16 protein-coding genes are annotated in these 21,232 nt (G+C 62.6%); 8 read left to right on the forward strand and 8 right to left on the reverse strand.

Going from position 1 to position 21,232, the window contains the following annotated elements:
- Positions 1-188 precede the first annotated feature (188 nt).
- The 4 genes from LMH63_RS17560 to LMH63_RS17575 all read left to right on the forward strand — a co-directional run bounded on the left by LMH63_RS17560 (position 189) and on the right by LMH63_RS17575 (position 4,574).
- Positions 189-437: a DUF1272 domain-containing protein gene (locus LMH63_RS17560; RefSeq protein ID WP_109680213.1), complete on the forward strand. Its 249-nt coding sequence runs from the start codon at positions 189-191 to the stop codon at positions 435-437.
- 998 nt (positions 438-1,435) lie between these two features.
- The gene (locus LMH63_RS17565) at positions 1,436-3,166 is read left to right on the forward strand and encodes an ATP-dependent nuclease (protein WP_109680212.1); all 1,731 of its coding nucleotides are present in this window, start codon (positions 1,436-1,438) and stop codon (positions 3,164-3,166) included.
- Positions 3,153-3,839, forward strand: coding sequence for a UvrD-helicase domain-containing protein (locus LMH63_RS17570; protein WP_109680211.1), 687 nt, complete (start codon positions 3,153-3,155; stop codon positions 3,837-3,839). Before LMH63_RS17565 ends, LMH63_RS17570 begins: the two co-directional genes overlap by 14 nt.
- Before the next feature lie 141 nt (positions 3,840-3,980).
- A complete protein-coding gene (locus tag LMH63_RS17575) occupies positions 3,981-4,574 on the forward strand; it encodes a hypothetical protein (RefSeq protein WP_146205289.1) in 594 nt (197 codons plus the stop codon).
- Positions 4,575-4,916: 342 nt separating this feature from the next.
- Here the strand turns inward: LMH63_RS17575 and LMH63_RS17580 are convergent, their stop codons facing one another.
- Both LMH63_RS17580 and LMH63_RS17585 read right to left on the reverse strand, forming a co-directional pair.
- Positions 4,917-5,822 carry a LysR family transcriptional regulator gene (locus LMH63_RS17580; RefSeq protein ID WP_229332650.1) on the reverse strand — a complete coding sequence of 302 codons (906 nt, stop codon included), beginning with the start codon at positions 5,820-5,822 and terminating at the stop codon, positions 4,917-4,919.
- 334 nt (positions 5,823-6,156) lie between these two features.
- Positions 6,157-9,039 (reverse strand): bifunctional diguanylate cyclase/phosphodiesterase, encoded by a 2,883-nt coding sequence (locus LMH63_RS17585; protein ID WP_146205302.1) that lies wholly within the window; start codon positions 9,037-9,039, stop codon positions 6,157-6,159.
- A 398-nt stretch (positions 9,040-9,437) separates the two neighbouring features.
- Between LMH63_RS17585 and LMH63_RS17590 the strand changes: the two genes are divergently transcribed.
- Positions 9,438-9,731, forward strand: coding sequence for an HU family DNA-binding protein (locus LMH63_RS17590; RefSeq protein WP_439654560.1), 294 nt, complete (start codon positions 9,438-9,440; stop codon positions 9,729-9,731).
- 248 nt (positions 9,732-9,979) lie between these two features.
- On the opposite strand, the gene LMH63_RS17595 is transcribed toward LMH63_RS17590, so the two are convergent.
- Positions 9,980-11,257 (reverse strand): HD-GYP domain-containing protein, encoded by a 1,278-nt coding sequence (locus tag LMH63_RS17595; protein ID WP_229332651.1) that lies wholly within the window; start codon positions 11,255-11,257, stop codon positions 9,980-9,982.
- 1,268 nt (positions 11,258-12,525) lie between these two features.
- Entirely contained in the window at positions 12,526-13,203 is a 678-nt protein-coding gene (locus LMH63_RS17600; RefSeq protein ID WP_146205294.1) for a hypothetical protein, read from the reverse strand.
- A gap of 306 nt (positions 13,204-13,509) precedes the next feature.
- Between LMH63_RS17600 and LMH63_RS17605 the strand changes: the two genes are divergently transcribed.
- Together LMH63_RS17605 and LMH63_RS17610 are read left to right on the forward strand one after the other, a co-directional pair.
- A complete protein-coding gene (locus LMH63_RS17605) occupies positions 13,510-14,136 on the forward strand; it encodes a tyrosine-type recombinase/integrase (RefSeq protein WP_229332652.1) in 627 nt (208 codons plus the stop codon).
- Positions 14,137-14,471: 335 nt separating this feature from the next.
- A complete protein-coding gene (locus tag LMH63_RS17610) occupies positions 14,472-15,881 on the forward strand; it encodes an RES family NAD+ phosphorylase (protein ID WP_158280491.1) in 1,410 nt (469 codons plus the stop codon).
- 435 nt (positions 15,882-16,316) lie between these two features.
- On the opposite strand, the gene LMH63_RS17615 is transcribed toward LMH63_RS17610, so the two are convergent.
- Together LMH63_RS17615 and LMH63_RS17620 are read right to left on the reverse strand one after the other, a co-directional pair.
- Positions 16,317-17,696 (reverse strand): hypothetical protein, encoded by a 1,380-nt coding sequence (locus LMH63_RS17615; RefSeq protein ID WP_146205295.1) that lies wholly within the window; start codon positions 17,694-17,696, stop codon positions 16,317-16,319.
- Positions 17,697-17,800: 104 nt separating this feature from the next.
- The gene (locus tag LMH63_RS17620; protein ID WP_229332653.1) at positions 17,801-18,841 is read right to left on the reverse strand and encodes a helix-hairpin-helix domain-containing protein; all 1,041 of its coding nucleotides are present in this window, start codon (positions 18,839-18,841) and stop codon (positions 17,801-17,803) included.
- A gap of 245 nt (positions 18,842-19,086) precedes the next feature.
- Here LMH63_RS17620 and LMH63_RS17625 point away from each other — a divergent pair, with 245 nt between their 5' ends.
- Complete coding sequence (locus LMH63_RS17625; protein ID WP_109680360.1) at positions 19,087-19,299, forward strand: carbon storage regulator; 213 nt, start codon at positions 19,087-19,089, stop codon at positions 19,297-19,299.
- A gap of 105 nt (positions 19,300-19,404) precedes the next feature.
- Here LMH63_RS17625 and LMH63_RS17630 read toward each other — a convergent pair whose 3' ends face one another.
- Both LMH63_RS17630 and tnpC read right to left on the reverse strand, forming a co-directional pair.
- Positions 19,405-19,653, reverse strand: a complete 249-nt coding sequence (locus LMH63_RS17630) for a hypothetical protein (protein WP_109680411.1) — start codon at positions 19,651-19,653, stop codon at positions 19,405-19,407.
- Between the two features lie 11 nt (positions 19,654-19,664).
- Positions 19,665-21,209 carry an IS66 family transposase gene (gene tnpC, locus LMH63_RS17635; protein WP_373317942.1) on the reverse strand — a complete coding sequence of 515 codons (1,545 nt, stop codon included), beginning with the start codon at positions 21,207-21,209 and terminating at the stop codon, positions 19,665-19,667.
- Between the last annotated feature and the right edge of the window lie 23 nt (positions 21,210-21,232).

Genomic DNA, 21,232 nt, shown 5'->3' on the forward strand with positions numbered 1-21,232 from the left:
CGGCTCGGATGAGATTGGAGGGCTACCGATTGGGTAACCTTGACTGCGACTTCCGCTCTGCTGCACTGCGCCTTGTCGCGGTCTGCGCCAGCCACACTCGGAGTGTCACTGACTCTGCGGGAGGCATCAGTCGTCAACCCGAACAGAGCCAATCTTTAGACTCCGAAGCAGTTTAAACGGGGTGCCCGATGCTGGAACTGAGACCCAACTGCGAATGCTGTGGCAAGAGCTTGCCTCCTGAATCAACGGAAGCGGTAATCTGCTCATTTGAGTGCACTTTCTGTCTGTACTGCGCCTCGGAAGTGTTGAGTCATCGTTGCCCGAATTGTGGCGGCAATCTCGAGCGGCGCCCTATTCGTCCCAGCGCCGCGTTGGCTGACAATCCTGCTTCAACCGAGCGTATCGTTAAAGGCGGAGGCTGTGCGAGCAATTCGTGATCCGTCGCGTCAGTCCGTGGCCTATGGCCGCCCCACACTGTTCGGCCACCATTCAGCTCAAATTCATACTGGACTTCCCCCGGCACAGCGGACACTCCGGAGCTATGGTACTGAAACAGCTCCAATGACGAAGCCCGTTAACGCTGGCCACCTCCCTGCGGCGTGCCCGATGGTGGCAGCCTCCTCCTCGCTGCCGGAGGCAGCCGCTAACACGCTATGCTGGTTACCCTTCGACATCGAAGACAGGCCCCGCAATGGCGCCGCACGTTTGTGCGTACGCATAGTAGCTCTTAGCGCCTGGGAGGCTGCCTGCCGGTCGACTCGAAGCGCGAAGTGAACGCCTGGCCACGGCCCAAGGCCTTAGCCACTTCGCGCCGCGTTTTGCCGGCTAGGCGACGGATCCCGACCATGGCTGTGGCTAGGCGCCGTCCCCTCTCGGCCTCGCGGACCTGGCGGTCGAGCTCCGCGTTACGCCGCCGGAGGAGCTCGACCTCGGCAATCAGACCCCGTCCGTCGTCATGATCCTCGCCCTGTACGGCCCAGCCCGTGGCTAAACAGTGCCGCTGAACAGTGTGTCATTTGGCCAGGCTACGCGTACTGGCACGCCCACGGTTCGCGGGCCTTTTGACGTCATCGTCCGGACCGAGCCGGCTTGCGTTGATCCCCAGGACCACCACCACGGTGACAGCCGGCGCCCCAGATACGATAGTGCCGCGCCAGTCCATCACAGCCGCATTACCGGGACGGCCCACCCAGGCTTCCACGGCCTCCTGGTAGTACGCCCGCCATGCTCTCCGCCCGTCCCTGCACTCTGGCGGGGCCACCCAAACAGCACCTACGAGCGACCGTCTTCGGCCAGGAGCGGACATCCCTACTCGACGGTCATTCCCGCTATATGCCAGTTCGTCTCTCTGTCGGGAGCTGGGCTAGAGAGTCGCAGTCGTCGCTCCACTAATTTATGATTTGGGTGGAGTCGACGTCGAATAGTTGGTAAGGGCATGACGCGAGTAACCAAAGTACAAATTCGCAATTTCCGGTCAATTCAAAGCTTGGATTGGTGTCCCAAACCAGGCTTCAACTGCATGTTCGGACCGGGTGATAGCGGCAAATCGGCGGTACTGGAGGCCATTGCGTGGTGCCTATCGAGTAACATCAGTCGTGCCGCCACAGATGCAGATTTTTACCGGCTGGATACGGGCCGACCGATCGAGATCTCGTTGGTCATTGCAGATTTACCGGCCGAGCTCGGCGCCCTAGAACCTTTTGGCCCCTTTCACTGTGGTTTTGATGCGGAAACCGGCAACATCGCGGACGAACCGAGCCGTGACCTTGAAACAGCGCTGTCGGTCACTCTGTCGATCGATCAATCCATGCAAGGTCTCTGGTGTCTGAACTCGAGCCGTGTGGAGGATGATAACCATCGGCGTGAGATGGCATCGCGCATGTTACGCCGGCTTTCGCTGCTCCAGCTACAAGGTGAAAACGCGTCAGAACTGACATTCGGGCGTGGCTCTGTTTTGTTCAATTTGACCGATGACCGGTTGGAGTTGAGCGGCGCTTTGGCGCAAGCGGCTCGGGCGGCACGTGATCAATTCGGTGACGCCGCAAATGACCAGCTCGCGGCCACGTTGGGTCGTGTCCAAGCCATCGCAAACGGTCTGGGTATCGACGCCGCGGCCGAGGCAAGCGCCAGCCTCGATGCTTCGCAGAGCACACTACGTCCTGGTCACATCGCGTTGCAGGACCGATACAGCGTGCCTTTAACGCGCCTCGGCCTCGGTTCCTCGCGTCTGCTCATTGCCGGCTTGCAGCACGACGCCGTCACGGGCGCCGACGTCGGCTTGGTCGACGAGCTGGAGTCCGGACTGGAGCCGCACCGGATAGTGCGCCTGTTACAGGCCCTCGGTGCCAAGCAGGAGGAGACCCCGCTCCAGGTCTTTGCAACAACCCATTCCCCCGTCGTCATCCGGGAGTTGAGTGCAGACCAGCTCGTGCGTGTGCGTAATCACGACGGGGAGATAACCATGCCACGCATGGACGGTTCTGACAGCTTGCAAGGCACATTGCGATCGGACCCGGAAGCGTTTTTGGCGAAGTCCGTCCTCATATGTGAGGGGGCTGGCGAGATCGGCTTCGTGCGTGGTCTGGACCTGTACCGGATGGGGCATGGGCATAAATCGCTAACCGCATTGGGTGTCTCTTTAGTGGACGCGAAGGGGTACAGAAATATCGTTCGCCGTGCTCAAGCATTCCACGCACTTGGCTACCGCGTCGCGATTCTTCGCGACGACGATAGGCAGCCTGATCCCGACCTGGAAAGTGCGCTGATCGATCAGGGCTGTGTACTGTCAAAGTGGCCACGAGACTATGCGCTCGAGCATGCCCTTTTCTTGGGGCTGCCGGAGGAAATCGGGCTCGAACTCGTTCGACGTGCGACCGAACGCTATGGTGTAGAGACGATCAATGAGCAGGTCACCAATAAGCTGCCGAATGGCGAACGGTTCGATTTCGAGACCGCGCGGCGTATGGGTAGGCTAACTGAACAAGAACGGTCGGCCTGTGCTAATGCCGCAAAATCAAGGGATAGATCCTGGTTTAAGGATCGCGGCGTCGGCGTGATGGAGGAGATCGCCCTAGAGGTAATTGGGCCAGCGCAAGAACACAGCGAAGAGTGGTTCCAGGCGGAGGTCAATCGGCTGTTTGACTGGGCCTCCTATGACGGCGATTGACCTGCTCGCAATAAGGCGCGGCCACGTCAGCGCGCCGGCAGGATACGGCAAGACCCAACTCATCGCCGACAGTTTGGCTGGCCACGACGCGTCTCGCCCCGTGTTGGTATTGACCCACACGAACGGTGCGGTCGCGGCGCTACGTAAGCGACTCTCCGTGCATGCTGTTTCGAGCGATGCCTTTACGTTGAGAACGCTCGATGGATGGGCGCTTCGATTACTCAGCGCCTACCCTTCACGCGCCGAGATCGACATTCGACATCTGGATGTCACTCGTCCCCGTCAGGACTATCCCGAGATCCAACGGCGTGCCCGCGACCTGGTGGTCAGCGGTCATATCAACGAGGTGCTTCGTGCCTCCTACAGCCACGTCATCGTCGATGAATATCAGGATTGCTCGCTTGATCAGCACGCGATGATTGTGGGTTGTGCGGATGTCCTGCCAACCGTCGTTCTCGGTGACCCAATGCAGTCAGTTTTCGGGTTCGCTGGCAGGCGTGTGGATTGGAATGACTTGCCGGACGTTTTTCCCGAACACCATGAGCTCGACACACCGTGGCGTTGGATCAATGCTGGGGCGCCGGATCTCGGCCGTTGGCTCGCGGAAGCCCGACGCGCGCTCGTGAATGGAGACGCTGTCCACCTGAACGAATTGCCGGAGGGGGTCGTATGACACCGGCCAGCGCCCCCTCGTCAACAAGGACGAGGGGAAGCGGCCGCGCTAAGGCAACTCGCGCGCTCCGGAAGCGTGCTAGTAATCGGCCCAAGCGCAGAAGCAAACGCGCGGCATAATTTTGCACGCCGCAATCCTGGCATGACCGTTGTTGAGCCGGTGGAATTAGGTCGCTTGGCGGCGTTCGCGCGTGATTTGGATCTCGATCAGCCACTCGACGCGATCGAGGAATGCGCACGCTTGGCGCGTGACGTTATGACGGGGTTGCCCTCCGCGAACGTATTCCGAGCGCGGATCGCACGGATACTCAAGAATGGTTCAGCTCGGTTCACCCTGACCGAAGCTGACCAAGCGGCACTCGATCTGATGAATCGCCCAACCTATACGGCTGTTGTGAAGCTATTGCAGGCGCAGCGGTCTAGCGCGCAAACGCGTTTGTTTCGACCAACGATCTACAACGCTGCCATCGGCGCGCTTTCGCTGGCAAGTACGGGCCGGTTCGAAACCTTGCCGGCCGCCGTGCGAGCGGAGCGTGATGTGAGGCGATATCAAGAACGCAGGGTCGGGAAAATGGCGATCGGCAGCACGCTCTTGCTCAAGGGCTTGGAAGCTGACGGGTGCATGATCATTAATGCACATAGGCTGGATCGATATGACCTGTATGTAGCACTTACACGCGGCGCGAGGGGGATTTGTATTTGGTCAGAGACTGATACATTAGATCCAGGCGAATAGGAATTCGGAAAGCGCTCTAGGGCGGCGACCGATCCGATATATGTCCGTTCTGGGTCGAATCGCGTCCGGCAACGCACTGTGCCACGCTTTATGGTCGCGTCGGGTAGACCGACGCCATGGATCAGTCTAGCCGCCGAGCCACGAGACTCCCCGGGGACAATGGCGCTGTTGCAAGCCACAACGCCATGCCAACGCCGACGGCCCGACTCCCTCGCCGAGCGGTTGGTCCCAGGCGATGCCGCCGTGATCAGCTCCGGAATCCCGGGCCCCGCTCTGCGCACAAGACTGCGGAGTTCGCGACGCCAGCCGCCAGCAACAGGCTGGACCCGGGCAACCGCTGCATCATGGCGTCCCGACCGGTGCGGTGGCGTGGGCCGAGGGATCCCACGCCGCGGCAGCGGCATTCAGCGCCGAGGACAGCAGTCGGCCAAGGGTAGCGGCGGGTTCTGCGGCAGTACGGTCTGCGCGCAGCAGGATCAGGCGCGTGGTCGGCATGAGGGCCATGGACGCCGAGCCGGAGAAGGGGCGGAGATCGCGGGTAGCGCTGCTCGCCCCCAGCAGGCCGACGGCGACACCGGAGCGGATCGCAGCCCGAATGGCCGCTGCGCTACCGCTGCTGAATACGATGCGGTAGTCGATGCCGTGTGACTCCAGCGCCTCCAGCGCCCAGCGCCGCCAGCTGCATTCCTGATCGAACACCGCGATCGGGAGGGTGCCCTCGTCCGGTGGGCCCTCAGGGGCGGCGCTTTGCAACCACAGCGTAGGGTCTTCGGCGAGCTGCTCGCCCGCCGTGCGGACTTCATCGGCCAGCACGAGCGCCAGGTCGAGTTCGCCCGCCAGAACGAGGGGCTCGAGCAGGGCGGACCGCCCACAGGTGACCTCCAGGCTCGTCTGCGGATGCGCGCGTGTGAAGCGGGCGAGCACGTCCGTCAGCGTCCCGTCGGCGTACTCGTCCGGCAGCCCCAGCCGAAGCAGCCGGGGCGTGTCGGCCGTCAGGGCATGGGTTACCGCCTCCACGGCGTCCGCGGCGTGGCGGACGTAGGGCAGCAGGCGCTCCCCCGCCGCAGTGGGCCGCAGGCCCCCAGGCCCACGCACCAGCAGTCGGTGGCCGACAGCCGCCTCCAGCTTGCCGATCTGAAGGCTGACCGCGGACTGGGACCGGTGAACACGCCTGGCCGCCGCCGTGAACGAGCGTGTCTCCACAGCTGCGAGAAAGGTTTCGAGCCAGTCGGAGCGGACCTGAGGCACTGTTACGTCCAGTTTTATTAATACCTAAGCCCCATATTAATCGTTTTACTCATCTTCTGCGCCGGACCAGTGTCAGCAACGACGCCACCCGGAGCCGCGCCATGCGCCTGTACACCCTTCTGACCGCCCCTCAAACGCCGGTATGGCTACTGAACGCGACCCTGCTCGCCGCGGCCGAGCTCGCCCTCTAGCCCAAGTTCCTGCTGCCGGTAGTCGAAGGCCTAGCGGAGCTGCTGCCAGTCATCGCAATTGCCGCCCTACTCGCCGGCACCTTGAGTCTACGCCCCGGGCGTCACCTTTCGTCAGGCATGCAACCGAGGTTGTGGCGAGCGCATCACCATCGCATGAGGCAGAGCTTCGGCACCTTCGCCGCAATGGCTGGTTTGGCCAAGAGGAAGCCCTGGACCATGTCACACCCCATGTTGCGCAACATCTGGAGCTGCACTTGTGTCTCCACGCCCTCGGCAACGACGCTCCGGCCGAGCTCATGGGCGAGCGCGATGGTGCTCGCAATGATGGCGCGGTCCGCAAAACGATTCTGGGCGTTCGCCACGAACGCCCGGTCGATCTTGACCACGTTCGCCGGGAGGTCCCTCAACACGAAGAGCGAGCTGTACCCCTTGCCATAATCGTCAATCGCAAGGCGTACGCCGGCCGCGCTCAAGCGGCGGAGCGAGGAGGCACGCGCATCGTAGAAGACGCCTTCCGTGACCTCGAGCTCCAGCTGCTCGGGGTTGAGGCCACTCTCCGAGAGTGCTCGACGAACGGAGTGCCAGAGCGCCTCGGTGCGAAGCTGGATGCCAGAAACATTCACCGAGACCTGCTCTGGTGCTTCCCTGGGCGATCGGGACCGCCAGGTGGCGAGATCAGCGCACGCACGGCGCAGGACCCAGTCGCCCAGCTCGTCGATGAGTCCCGACTCCTCGGCGAGCGGTATGAATTGGGTGGGAGGGATGATCCCCTGCTCGGGATGCCGCCAGCGCACCAGCGCTTCGACTCCGACCACCCGACCACGGGCAAGGCAGACCTTGGGCTGATATTCGAGGAACAGCTGGCCAGACGCCAGGGCTTCGTGCAATTGCGTGACGAGCACGGTACGCGTGTCCCGGTCGGCGTCCAGGGCCTGCTCGTAGAATCGCCACGTACCACGCTCAACACGTTTCGCCTCGTAGAGCGCCACATCGGCCTTCCGTAGAATCTCCTCGGCATCATCGCCTTCTGCCGGATGCAGCAGAATGCCAATCGTGGCGGCGAGCTCGATGCGGTGGTCGCCGACGGTGACGGGCGCACGAAGGCTTGTGGCGATTCGTTCGGCTACCGTAGCCGCTCCCGACCTACTGGCGATTCCGGTCGCCAGCACGACAAACTCGTCGCCACCATAGCGTCCCACATGGTCCGCATCACGTACGGCGCCTTGGATACGCGCCGCCGCTTCACGGATGACACAATCCCCTGCTGCGTGGCCAAGGGTATCGTTGATCCACTTGGTTCGGTCGAGGTCTACGTAGAGGACTGCCACGCGGCTGCGGGATGACGCCGACTCAAGCAACCGCGCCAGCCGACCTGCTATCGCCTTTCGATTCAGGACGCCGGTGAGTACGTCGTGTCGTGCGAGATACTCAAGCTCGCTCTCCGCCTCCTTTCGCGCCGTTTCGTCGATCGCGATACCGTCCCAGACCACGGATCCGTCGCCCGCTTTCCGGGGGTGCCCTAGGGTGCGTACCCATCGAATTTCGTCTCCTGGGAGTCGCACCCGAAAGGTGGTGTCGAGGGGGGCCAGGAAGCGGGCCGAGCGCTCGAGCGCAAAGCGGTACGAAGCGCGGTCTTCAGGATGAATCACTTCCTGCATGATGCCCGGCTCGCGGAGGGCGCGCTCCACTGGGATGCCAAAGACGCGCTCGTAATTGGGGCTGAGGTAAGTGAAGCGGATGTTCCCGCCCGGGTCCATGACCCGCCGTGACACGCCACCAGGGAGGTTCGTCGCGATGGCTCGGAACCGCTCTTCGCTTTCCGCCACCGCGGTCAGCTGGGTGGCAAGCTCCTGCTCCATGCGCCGCGCCCCGTGCGCGAGTGCAGCCAATTCCTCTACCCCGAAATCCGACCAGTGGACCGGCTCACCGGCCTTAACCGCCCTCGGGACTCGCAGCAGTTGTGCTGCGAGCGGGCGGAAAAGGCGCCCGGTGCGCCACCCCGCCCCATGAGCAGCCAGCACGCCACCGCCGCTCAAGAGGCACAGCAATCCCAGGGCCAGCACCTGCATGCTTTGCAGGTGCTCCACATGCGGTGCGGCGGGCACCCCCAGCACCAGCGTACGCCCCGTTTCAGCTCTCGGGGGCAAGGTGTCAATCGGGCGGGCATAGGCGAAGTAGGCACTGCTTGCCCGCGTCATGGTCGCCCCGGGTTCCGTCGCACGGCGCTCTTCCAGGCCTGAGGCCACGCTGCGACTGACAGGCCGCGTGGTGTACCAGCCAGCGGGCGCCTCTCCCAGGACGTCACCGTCGCCCTCGCGCACCGCAACCGATAGGTCGCGGAAGCCAAGGGCGAAGAGCGCTTCGCGGGCCTGATCGGCCGTTTCGGGAGCGGACAGATCAACGCTCGCCCGGGACACCAGGTACGTTGCTCGGTCCGCCAGTGCATCAGAGACCCGAGCCAGTCGCTCCCGGTAGGAGGCGTCCGTGTGCAGCCACAGAAGGGCCAAGGTCGGGACAAGCATGAATGCCAGCATGACGGGCGCTAGAAGATCGGCAAGGCGTGTCCGCGACGCGAGAGGGCCTCCGCGAGGCGCTGCCCGCAGCAGCAACGCATGGTGGATCAAGGAGGCCGCGGCAGTGTATGCGAGGCCGTTGATTGGCTGCTTCAGGGCGATCAGGCCCACAGCCAAGGGATCCATTCCGAGGCCGTAGCGATAGAGCAGCGCTACCAGCGGCCCACCGGCAAGGAGCCAGAAGAGGGCATCGCAGGCGATGATTTCTACCCGGAATCGGTGGCGGCCAAAATGGACAAAGGCCGCCTCGATGACGAACAGCAGCAGCCCGAAGGGGTGCCCCCATAGCAACAGCGTGTGCAGCGAGCCGACAACGGCAACGAGCAGAGTCTCGGCCAAGGATCGGCGCAGCGCCGCGTACATGACGGCCACACCGCCGAAGAGTAGGTCGACGCCAGCGAACAGCGAAAGCGCGAAATAATTGCCGGCGTATGCGCAAACGCAGAGCAGCACGAGCCCGGCCCCGTCCCGCGGGCCGAACGGCTGCGGCCATACGGTCCATTCGCCCCGCTCCTCCCTCAACGCCTACGCTCCGATCGTTATGTGCAATGCGTCACATTAGACCAATACGAAGGAGGGTCAAGAGACCGACAACGCCGCCGCAACTGTTCCTGCGCGGGCGGGCGATCTGGCAGAAGTACGGCAGTTTCGGCAGGGCCTCGTGGATTGGCCGCGCCCCGTCGCGCGTACCGTCTGGTCTGTCTCGTAGGCGGAACCGAGGAAGTAGGCTACGTCTTCCGAGAGGATCCATTCCGAGCACTGGGTGACGGCAATGTGTGTACTGTGGCGCAATAAGGTGATAAAACCATCACTTACTCACATCTCTGCAACAACCGGGAGTAATAGAGTCCATGAGTGATTCCGGCCTGAACAAGTCCCAACTCGTCGACGAGATCTACGCCAAGGTGGACGGGATCACGAAGAAGCAGGCGGGCGAGATGCTCGACACTCTGCTCGATACGGTGATTGCCTCCGTAGCGGACGGCCGGGATGTCGCGCTCTCGGGATTCGGCAAGTTCACCCGTGTCGAGCGTGCAGCCCGCACCGCCAGGAACCCTCAGACGGGCGCCATGATCAGCCTGCCCGCCGCGAAGGCGCCCGGCTTCAGGGCCGGCAAGGCTTTCAAGGTTGCCGTCAACCGCTGAACGCCGATTGCGGGGCAGGCAGGAACAGGCGTGCCCCGTGTACGCGCTATGCGCAACTTGCCCAAACCTGCCCGTGATCTGGCATTCCCACAGCCGTGCCAAGGCGCGGGTGCAGCGCGTTCGGGAGATTTCGTGATGCTGCGCCGAGCTCCGAGCGTGTCGCGTCGCTCTCCGGCGGCACCCTGGATGGCTGCAGGCAGGTCTGTCCGTCCGGCCTGAAGGCGTCGAAGATTGGTCGAAGCGCGCTCTCAGTGAGCGGCGATGTCGGCCGCGAGTACGGCGGCGACGTCGATGTCGTGAGCGCCCGGGTTGACCACATGACGGATGTTGCGGGTCTCGCGGGTATTGTCACGGGCGAGTTCCGCGAGATTGAGCATGACGCGGCGATCGTACAGCCGGCCATCGGGGTGGCGCACGAGCATCACCACGGGGTGCAGACGAGCCTCGGGGCTTGCGGAGACCACGACGGCTAGCGAGCCGTCGTCGAGCTCGACCAGGCTGCCGGCCGGGTAGATACCGAGGCAGCGGATGAACGCCTCGGTGAGTTCCTGGCCGAAGTCCTGGTCAGCCCGCTCAAAGAGCAGGCGCAGCACCCGATCGGGGGGAATACCCTCCTGGTACGCCCGGTCGCTCGTCATCGCGTCGTAGACATCGCAGATCCCCACGACGAGCACCGGGCGTGGAATCACGTCCCCCGTAAGTCCCAGCGGGTAGCCCTTGCCGTTCACGCGCTCATGATGGAGGCGCACCATCTCCAGCACGGCCTTGGGCATGCCACCCTCCCGCGAGAGGAGCTCCACCCCTTCATCGGGGTGGCGCCGAATGATCTCCCGTTCCGCCTTGCTGAGGACCCCGGGCTTTTTCAGGATCGCCTCGGGGGTCCGCATCTTGCCGACGTCGTGGAGCAGACCACCGAGGCCGAGCGCCTCGAGTTCCTCGCGCCCGAGACCGAGGTGCCGGCCAAAGGCGATGGCGAGCACGCAGACGTTCAGGCAGTGATTCGCGGTGTACTCGTCACGCTGGCGCAGGTTCGTAAGCCACAGCGAGGCGCTAGCGTTCTCCGAGATCACGGTGACCAGCTCCCGGACCACACTGCGGGCCGCGTCGGCATCGATGCTGTGCCCAAGCCGCGCGTCCTCGAGAATCCGGTCGACTACGCGCCGCCCACGGTCGCGCGCATCGCGGGCAACCCGCACCAGAGGCCAGAAGCGCTGGAATTCTGGATAGGCGGCAATGCCGAACGCCGCTGCCACATCACCGCGGTCTGGCGACGAGGGGGCATCCTCGTTGGCATCGCCTGGTGTTGCCGACGACTCACCCGCGTCCAGTTGGCGCAGGGCATCGCCCCGGGAGCGCGCCTCGTCGATGAAGACGTGGCGGCAGAGTCGACGCAGCTCCCGCAGCTCGGGTTCCCCCTCGATTGAGAAGCCCTGGAACAGGAACGGCGTACCCAGCCACGGACGATCCAATGCCACGACATAGAGCCCCGGCATGAGGTCACCGACAGCCACCTGCCTCTCACCCATGTGCGTCGCGCCCCCTGTGACGGCCGTCGATCCCAACCCGAAGTGACTGGCATACGCTTACGCGCAGTTTACCGCCGCCCGGCAGATTACTGCGCATGCTGACGCCCAAATAGTCTACGGAAGTGACGCTCGCCTTTGTGTGCGCTTCGCCCGGTATTCGCCGGTAGTGCCCGAGTGAGCGCTCCCCCACCTCTGCCGCGCCGCAACGTCTATACGCGGAACGCTCATTGGGGGCGTGACGCTGCATGGTCCGGGAGCACCTGCGCTCGCGGCCATCCCACGCCCATTGCGGCGGGCGACCGACGGCGCATGCGTGCGCTCCGAACCGCCGACGCGGGCACGGTAAGCGCCGCCCTATTGGCTCTTGCCCGACGCCCCAGGGGACTTATCCGGGGCGTGCCCGTTGCCGCCCCTGTTGGTAGCCACGCTTGCCCAACTCGGGAACGGGCGTCACGGAACCCCTCGGACTGTCATCGGCCAGAAGCTGTCGTTCAATGATCGAGCTCAGCCACCGTTAACGGTCGGCTGCAGCCCGTTGTTAAGTGCCCACACTCAGTGGAGCGAGATTCTCGCTCAACACTTCATCCCGCAAGGCACCCAATCGATCCGCAATGGATACACCGCGATTGGCACGAACAGAGTACGAACCGCGAATCACCGGAGGAAAGGCGTCGTTAGTCTCAAACGACGCGTCGTCTAGCCATTCACCAAACCGATCTGCACCCCGAGTCCAAAGAGCTACATCACACTCACTGTTGAATGGCACCGACGTTCCGAATGCCTTGCGGGTTACATTGCTGCTGCCAACAATTCCTAGGACGCACTTACCGCGCCTCTCCAGAAGAAAGATCTTGGCATGCCAGTTCATGCCTTTCCTGTAGTAGGCATCCACGGTAGCGCCAGCCGCCGTCAGGCTATCCCGGAAAGCACGATATCGGTCTCGCCAGCCGTAGTTATGAACCCCAACAGTGGTGAGCGTTATCGTGTTTCGCACAAGAGCCGAAACAAATCCCGGTTCCGCCGAGGCCCTATACCCGGATGGTGCGTCCTCCTGGAAAAACCCGGAACACATGATCGCCCGGTCTGCAATTCCCAAGGACAGTGATTTGACAATACTGTCTCGGAAAATATTGGGGGCATGGCTTCGGCGGAGGAAAATGGCTATTGGCATGAACCAAGAACTCGTTTCACGCAAACCCGCGCTTGAGTCGTCGTGGGGCGCTCAGCGTCCTCGAGGTCGCACTCGAAGCGCTTGTTAGAGGTGATTTTCATCCAAGCCCAACAAGCTTCTTTGCCGCTTCTTTCATGATCTCGCGAGCCTCTTTTGAGGAGAGCGCCGCTTTTACTGCTGTTAATATCTTATTGAGTGCTACATGATACCATACACCTTTTCTAAGGTGGGGGAGATCTTCGGCCGCCTCCTCAATTTTCGTGGCAATGTTAGCCTTCTGCGCTGCGGTGAATAAGCCTGACTCTTCTAATTCAGAAAACCTTTGTTCGAGTCTTTCCAGACGTTCAACGAGATCAGAAATCTCCTGATCGGAGAACTTCTCATTGGGTTCCTCGATATGCTCCGAGATAAACTCCTCAAGCTGTTCAGCGAGTTCTCCAATTCCATCAGGACGTGCACCAGAAGCTCGGATTTCCCCCGCGAGGTTTTCAATCCAGTGATACATGCGGTCCGGAATCTGTCCGAAACCTAAGTCGCCATATATCTCTTCAGAAAGATGCTCCCCGGGTTTCTCAGTTGAGGCAACTCGGTGGGGTAGCCCTCCGATATCTTCAATCATTATTTCGTACTGCTTCTCCGGCCGAAAAACGACCCTCAACAGAACCTTGCCCTTATCTGGAAAGGTAATATCGAACGCATCAATTCCGAACTCTGAGTTCAGTAACACAGAGTAGATATCATCGAGCAGATATTTGTTTAACTGTCGTTTGGCCATTTTTACTTCTAACAGTGATTAGGCAGACAGCGGATATTGATTACGAGTGCCCGGGACATATCACACCAGCAACGTTACGCAGACTAATGCGCACGCTGCTGGTTTCTTTGGGATTGCTTGGGTTGCTCACTCTAGCCTTCCTTGATATCAAACAAGCAGTCAGCCCCGGCTGATGGATAACGTAACCCTGCAGCGCACACAGGTCACATCCCACCCCGAAACACCGTCTAATGTCGTCTCTGGGTCGGATCGCGCCCAGAAGCGCCCGGTACGATACTCTCTGGTCCCCTAATGGAGACCGACGCCATGGATCATTCCAGTTGCCAGGCGACGCGGCTCCCCTGCAACAAGGGTAGGATCTGCGGCCAGAAGCGACCAGTGAAGCGCGAGCATATCTGGGTCATACGGATCCGCCTTGAGCTCGCAGGCCGCCTACGGGACCTCGCGCTCTTCAGCCTAGGACGCGACAGCGAGCTCCGTAGCTGTGATCTAGTCCGGCTGAGGGTGCGCGACGTGATGCACGTAGGCCACGTTCTCCCCCGGGCGATGCTAATCCAGTCCAAGACCCGCCGCCCGGTTCAGTTTGAACTCACTGAGGCAACCCGCACTGCGGTCGCGATGTGGGTGGGTACGACAGCGCTCGCTCCCAGCGGCCACCTCTTCCCAAGTCGCCTCAGCGACCCGCCGCACCTATCCACCCGACAGTACGCCCCTCTCCTGAAAGGCTGGCTACACCAGATTGCCCTGGATGCCGCAGAATACGGCACACACTCGATCCGCCGGACCAAGGCGACGATGATCTACCGGCAGACGCGCAACCCGCGCGCCGTGCCGCTACTGCTTGGCGATACCAGGCTGGAAAGCACCTCCGGTACCTCGGCGTCGAGGTTGTTGACGCCTTGCGTTTGGCCGAACAGACCAACATCCGAGTGACAGCCCGCTGGCGACCGCCGCCACCGCGATCGCACAGAGCGGCCAGCAGCTGACGTTCCCTGCCCGTTTGTAGCTCGGAATCGGACGTGACGCGGGGACAACTTATGGCAACGCATCCACCGCCTTGTTCCGGTGCCTACAACCCACATCATGGAGGGATTTCGTTGAAAACAATGCCCAAAGTGTCTTTGATGCAAAGAACCCTGAGATCGGGTACAAGGAATCGCCAAAATTCGTACAAGTGGGAATTGCCTCCCAGGCACTGGCCCGGCTGAATCTGATATTGGGGGTAACAGATGACTAATGTATGTGCAGATTGCATTGGCGAGAGCTTCTTGCGTGCGCAAATCATACAGGATGGGCATGTGGCACGTTGCGACTTGTGCCAGTCTGAAGCGAACCCAACGATAGAACTGGAGGAGTTGGCGGAACTGGTGCATTCCGCGCTGGACGAACATTTCTACATGACCTCCCCTGACCCAGAAGGCATTGATTATTTGGCCGCTAAATATGGGCATTGGGAGCAGCCTGGGGAGCCGGTAACCTACGCTATCATGAATCTGATTGCTTCGTCCGAAGAGTTGGCTGAAGCGGTTCGCGACTACCTGTCCGATCGATATGACCCGTCGGGTAAAGATGCAATGATTGACCCATGTCCTTATGCAATCGATTCGCAATATGAAGAGCGCCCAATCGATACGTATGAGTTCCAGGAAAGCTGGGCATCCTTTCGTCGGGAAATCCTCTCCCGATCACGTTTCTTTAACCCGGTGGCAAAGTCTGCACTTGAACATCTATTTCGAGGCATAGCACAGCTTGTAACGTATAGTGGTGATCCGGTCGTGCATGTCTTAGGTGCCGATGATTCAATTTTCCGTGCACGGCTTGCGAAATCGAGTGAAGCGCTGGAAGATATTCTGAAGTCTGCCCCAAGGTCTCTCGGCTCGCCGCCGGGGCGTTATGCAAGCGCGGGCCGTATGAATGCCGAAGGCATTTCGGTGTTCTATGGTGCGACCGATGTAAATACCTGCATAGCCGAAATGCGCGCACCGGTAGGGAGTTACGTTGTGAGCGGGCGGTTCTTTCCGCTTAGGGAGTTGCGACTATTGGATTTGACACGGTTGCGGCAAGTGTTTTTGCAGGGAAGCCTTTTTGATCCCGAACACACTGAATCCCTGTCACGGGTTCATTTCTTAAAGCGGCTTGAAGCAGAGTTATCGCAGCCTGTGATGCCGGGTTTAGAATCTAGGGATTACTTGCCGACCCAAGTGGTAGCGGAGTATTTGGGAACGCATCCTGATATGAAACTCGACGGGGTCATGTTCGCCTCTTCACAGATAGCGGTGGAAGAGGGGAAAGGATCGGATACTGGTGAAGAGCAGCAGGGTAGGAACGTGGTGCTGTTTCCGCACGCCCGTGGTTTGGAGCGCTACGACATTCCGACTGGGACAAAAATAGAGGTTCACCGCCATCTCGGTGATCCTGATGACCCGGACCACAGTATTTGGATATGGGAGAGAGTGCCGCCTAGTTCGGAACAAGGAGAGAATGCGTCAGCAATAGATAGGGGTTTCGTATTATCGCCTCTGGTGCATCCGCCAAAATCATCTGAAGATGAGGTTGATGTAAGTATTGGGCTCGACCTGGGAAGTATTGAGGTTCGGAGAATCGAAGGCGTTAGTTACCAGACGTTTTCTTTTCACGTTAGCCGCCATCGTAGTGAATCCAATGACAGCGATTTCTGAGTTATCGTTATCGGCCGCTGTCCCGTCCGCGCCGGAACGCGCATCGGGCTTCGGGAAGAGTAGCTACAGATCACGAAGCGGCCAATAACACTTTGGCTCCGGAATGGCCGCTTAGGGTCGAGAGCCGCCGCACGGATTCAAAGGAAACACGCTTCTCGAGATCCCGTTTCGGTATCGCTGTCCGCACTGGAATACACCCCCGGAGGGCTGATCATCGGAGCGGGATCGGGGCCCGCGCCCGCTTCCCGTACCGGGATCTCGTTCTCTGGGCTCGGGCCCAACGGCACCCGCAACACCACGCCCTTGGCACTACCAGTGGCTCAACCTGGCCATTCCCGCGCAGAGAAGTGCCAGGTTGACGGCTACAGTGTATGTGCTTGCAGCGCGCGCCAGCAGACCGGTCGTGTCAAGGCGAAGTTCGTCGTCCCTCCGATCTCAGTCACCGGCCCACGAACGCCCCGCCTGTTCATCATCGCCAAACTCTCCGTCAGCCTCTGCCGTGTCCCGGGACTGGATCTGCGGTGGTGGCGCCACCCATGCCCGCAGCCGCTGTCCCACTTGCTCGTAGAAGTGCGGCACAGCCTCCTCGAGGCGATCAATGAACACCCGGTTGCCGGTGAACTTGCCGGCAAGGTCGAGGCTGTAGAAAACCTCGAATGCGGAGGGCGGGCTGCTTCGCTCCGGATCCTCCAGGTGCCTGGGGTCTTCGCGCAGCTCGGCGAGCGAGGCTTTGAGGTGCTGCCCGCGCCCACGACGCAGCGCCCGGACCTGAATTCCGTCTGCCTCCGCGTCCTTTAGCTGGCGCAGCAGCCAGTTCACCCGGGCCTTGGTCGACTTTTTGTCCCGCGGGGCGTCGAGGCGCATGGTCGCGAATATCGAGCGCCTTGCGATGTCAGCGGCCACCTCGATGTCGGACGCAGCATCTGGCACATCGAAGGTGCACGTCAGGCGGTGCTCACGCACGAGCACATCCGCGTCATCCTCGAGGCGCTTATCCGCGTTCTTGCGATGCTCGCGCGGTAGCTTAAGACGTACGCTACGGCCGACCTTGCGCGAGAGGATGAGTCCGAGATCGCGCTGCTCCTGATGCCACGCGCTCACCGTATTGCGCACCTCCTCGGCATTCTTCGAGAGGGTGACCCGATCCCGAACCTGCGTGACGAGGTCCTTCCACTCGGGGTTCATGCTGCGAAAACCGGTCACACCACTGGTGTCGTGGCGCAGGTAGCGCACCACCTCTTCGAGCAGGAAGCGCTGATCGGCGCTGCCCACAGCCTCCTCTTCGAGCAGTAGCGTCGCCTCCGTCAGCAGGTACATCCATGACCAGTGGTAGAGCTCAACGCCCTTTGCGTCGCGTTTGGAGAGCTTGACCGGGTGGTGATCTGGGCGGGCGACGAACTGGTTGGTAATGGTGATGACCGCATTGACGCCGCGAGCCTTTGCGTCGGCGACATAGCGCTTCAGCTGATCCTCGCTGACGACGTCGTTGCCGATCTTGCCCTCGAGGAGAGCAGTCCATTCCTGGCGAGTCGTATCGAGCACCAGCAGACCATCCGGGCGATCGTTCCCGCCGCCCTTGCCCTTCTTGCGAGGATGACTGTCGTCTTCGAAGACGATCTCAGTCAGGGCGGTAAAGCGCGCGCGCTTGCCAACGCGCTGGCCAAGGGATCGCAGGGCAGCCTCACGGAACGCCTCGACCCCACGAAACGCTGCCAACACCACCGATACGGCCCGCTCTTCTCGGCTGGTATCCGCGACCACTGGAACCAACCGAGCGTGTTCACCGCGCACGACCTTCTCAAGAATGCCCGTCATGGATCCCCCTTCCTGCTTATTCGACGAGGGAGCGAACGCCCACACGCCTCTAGCAAAAGCTTCCCGTGTGTCAGTGCGGCCTAGGTGGCTAGCCTGTCATGCCCTCATCCATCGATGCACGCGAGGCCCTCGGCTCGAATATCGGCGACCCGCGCAGCACTTAGGCCGCTTATCCGTTGAAGGGCCTCGATTTCCGCCCAGGGCCTGCCTTCCACAATCGCCCGCGCGCGGGCGGGCCCGATGTGGATGATTCCGGTGAGCGCCTCCGCGCTCGCCTCATTCAGGTCGACACACTGTCGAGCCGCCACACCAGCGTCATTGGCCGGGCACCCGACGCGGGTATCGCCGACGGTGAGATAGACCGGCAGGTGATCGCTGACACGCTCGCGTACGTAGGCGTGTTCGAGCCCAAGACAATCGGGCACGAGGAAGATCCCGCTACTGGTGACGGTGAGCTCGCTTGGCTCGAGCCAAAGGTTGTCGTACAGATTTGCGTATTCGCCGTCATTCGTGGAGAGCGTTGTCGCGCCTTCCTCGAGCAGCGGGTCGGCTAGCGCATTCAGCTCATCCCAGGAGGCATGATCCGGAGCGAGATTGAAGTCGCCCACTAAAATGAGCGGGACCTCACCCCCTTTGTCATCAAGCCAAGTCCAGTAGTTATCCAGCGTCGTGATCTCGAGTACACGCTCGCCGACCGTATCGCCGTAGACGATGTGCACGGTTGCCAGGAGCAATTCCTCACCCGTTTCCCGATCGCGGAAGCGGGCGGCGAACGGATCCCGCGCGAACCGATCACCCGGATCCGGGTACGCACCAATCCGGCCCGCGAGCACCACCTCGCTGCTGCGCCACACGAACGTGTAGTGCTCCTGATACGAACTTCGGCCAAAAGCCCGACTCGTGAGCGCCCGCCAGGACTCGCCGGTATTCACTTCCAGGGTGCTTAGCAGCGTGTCGACAGCATTGGGATCCATCAGTTCTTGAATCGCAATGAGGTCAAAGGCCGCGGTCACGCTGGCGACGGCCTGCATGTCCTTGCCGTTGTCCCAACCGAGGTGACGAATATTCCAAGAGGCGAGGCGCAGGTCTGCAACGGCTGGCGCTGCGAGCATAAGCAGCGCCGCCAGGAAAATGCCATGGGCCACATGTCCTTGGCGCGGGCCCAGCTTCCTTACGGCTACGGGAGGCAGGGATTGCGATCTGGCAGAGACAACCATTGCCGTTCTTTCCGTGGCATCGGCAGCCGATATACTGACACCATGATGGTGGTGGAGCGACCTGCAGCGGTCTGCGATGAACCTCTCATGGAGGGTGCCTAAGACCGGCTATGCTGAGTGCTCCGGTGGCCGTAGCCACCGTCCCTAAGGCAACCGCACACGGAGGTGTTCCGATGCTAATACTCAGCCGCCGCGCCGGAGAGACCATACTTATCGGCGATGACATCCGTGTCACGGTGAGTGCAATTCAGGGAGGGCAGGTGCGGGTCGGGATCGATGCACCCGCTGAAGTCAGAATAGTGCGAGGCGAGTTGGCAGACGCCGATTCGCAGCCAAAGCCCATTAATGGAGACGACGACGGGGTTGTGGAAGACCCGGATCACTAGGCCTACCCCCTTGCTCGCCCGAGCGACAGCCGCCTGAACTTCTCGGCGCATGCCTGCCTAGCGTAAGCGTACGACGACCACCCCTTGCGCAGGCCGGCGGATGGTCTAACGCGGCGGGTTGATCTCGTCGGTGCGCTCGCCTTCCTCGAGCGCGAGGTGGACGGCGGCGTCGAGCCGGCGCAGCAGCGCGGCGAGGTTCTCACCCCGGCGACGCCGCAGCATGGCCAGGGCGTTGTGCTCGTCGTTGGCGATGGCGACGACGCCGACCGGGTCGAGGTGGCCGACCGTGATCTGGCCATCCTCCTCGATCAGGGCCTCGATGTTCGGCAGTGCCGGTGGCGGGGGCTCGGTCATGGGATCTTCGCTCAGGCAGCCTGACGGCGATGGTCGCCCAGCTCGGCGGCCAGGTTCCAGGGCAGCAGCGCGTCGATCTCCCGGATCGGATGCTCGGCGATGCGCTCGAGCACCGTACGCAGGTAGGCGAAGGGGTCGAGCCCATTGAGTCGGGCGCTGCCGATGAGGCTGTAGATCAGTGCGGCGCGCTCCCCGCCGTGGTCGGAGCCCATGAACAGGTAGTTCTTGCGCCCGAGGGCGACCGTGCGCAGCGCCCGCTCGGCGGCGTTGTTGTCGATCTCAAGCCGCCCGTCGCCGAGGTAGCGCGCAAGCGCCTCCCAGCGGCCAAGGGCATAGCCCGCTGCCGCGGCGAGCGCGGATTTTGCCGAGAGCGTGCGCAGGATCTCCTCGAGCCAGGTTCTGAGCCCGGCAACGAGCGGGCCGGCGCGGGCCTCGCGGGCAGCGCGGCGCACCTCGGCCGGGCGGCCACGGATCTCGGCCTCCAGCGCGTAGAGCGCGCCGATGCGCGCGAGCGCCTCGCGCGCGAGCGGCGAGTCGGTGGCCGCGGCCACGTCGTGGAACTTGCGGCGCACGTGCGCCCAGCACGCCGCCTCCTCGATGCGCCCGCTGGCGTACAGCGCCCCGAAGCCGGCATAGCCGTCGGCCTGGAGCGTGCCGCGGTAGCCGGCCAGGTGGCGCTGGGGGTGGATGCCCTTGCGGTCGGCGCTGTAGCGGAAGACCACCGCGGGGGCGGCCGCGCCGCCCCAGCCGCGCTCCTCGCGCACGTAGGTCCACAGGCGCGCGGTGCGCGTGCGCCCGCGCCCGGGATCGAGCACCGGCACCGGCGTGTCGTCGGCGTGCAGGCTCGCGCCACCGAGGACGTGGCGCTCCAGCGCCTCGCCGAGCGGGGCGAGCAGCGCGCTCGCCGCGCCCACCCAGTCGGCGAGCGTGGAGCGCTCGATGGCAACGCCCTCGCGGGCATAGATCTGCGCCTGGCGGTAGAGCGGCAGGTGATCGCAGTACTTCGCCACGAGCACGTGGGCGAGCAGCCCCGGGCCGGCGAGCCCTCGGGCGATGGGCCGCTCCGCAGCCGGCGCCTGCACCACCGCCGCGCAGGCGCGGCAGCGCTGCTTGGGGCGCACGTGGCGGATCACCCGGAAGGAGGCCGGTACGTACTCGAGCACCTCCGAGACGTCCTCACCGAAGGTGACCAGCACCCCGCCGCAGCTCGGGCAGGCGCAGGGGCCCTCATGGCGCTGGGTCTCACGCGACAGGTGCGCCGGCAGCGCCCGCGGGGTGCGCGGCGCGCTCTGCCGTGCCGGCTTGGTGGCAGGGGGAGCCGCCACCGCTTCCCCGGCCGGCTCCCCGCCAAGCGCCTCGATGGCGAGCTCGAGCTGCGCGATCTGCGCCTGCAGCCGCTCCGAGGAGCGCCCGAACTGCATCCGGCGCAGCTTCGCGAGCTGCAGGCGCAGCCGCTCGAGCTCCTCGGCCTGGCGGCGCACCGTCGCCTGCGAGGCGGCAAGCTCCGCGCGGCTCGCGAGCAGCAGCTCGCGCAGCGCCGCGGCGTCGACGGGCAGGGCGTCAGGCGGATGGGGAGTGG

Source organism: Spiribacter halobius (assembly GCF_020883455.1).
GTDB lineage: Bacteria > Pseudomonadota > Gammaproteobacteria > Nitrococcales > Nitrococcaceae > Sediminicurvatus > Sediminicurvatus halobius.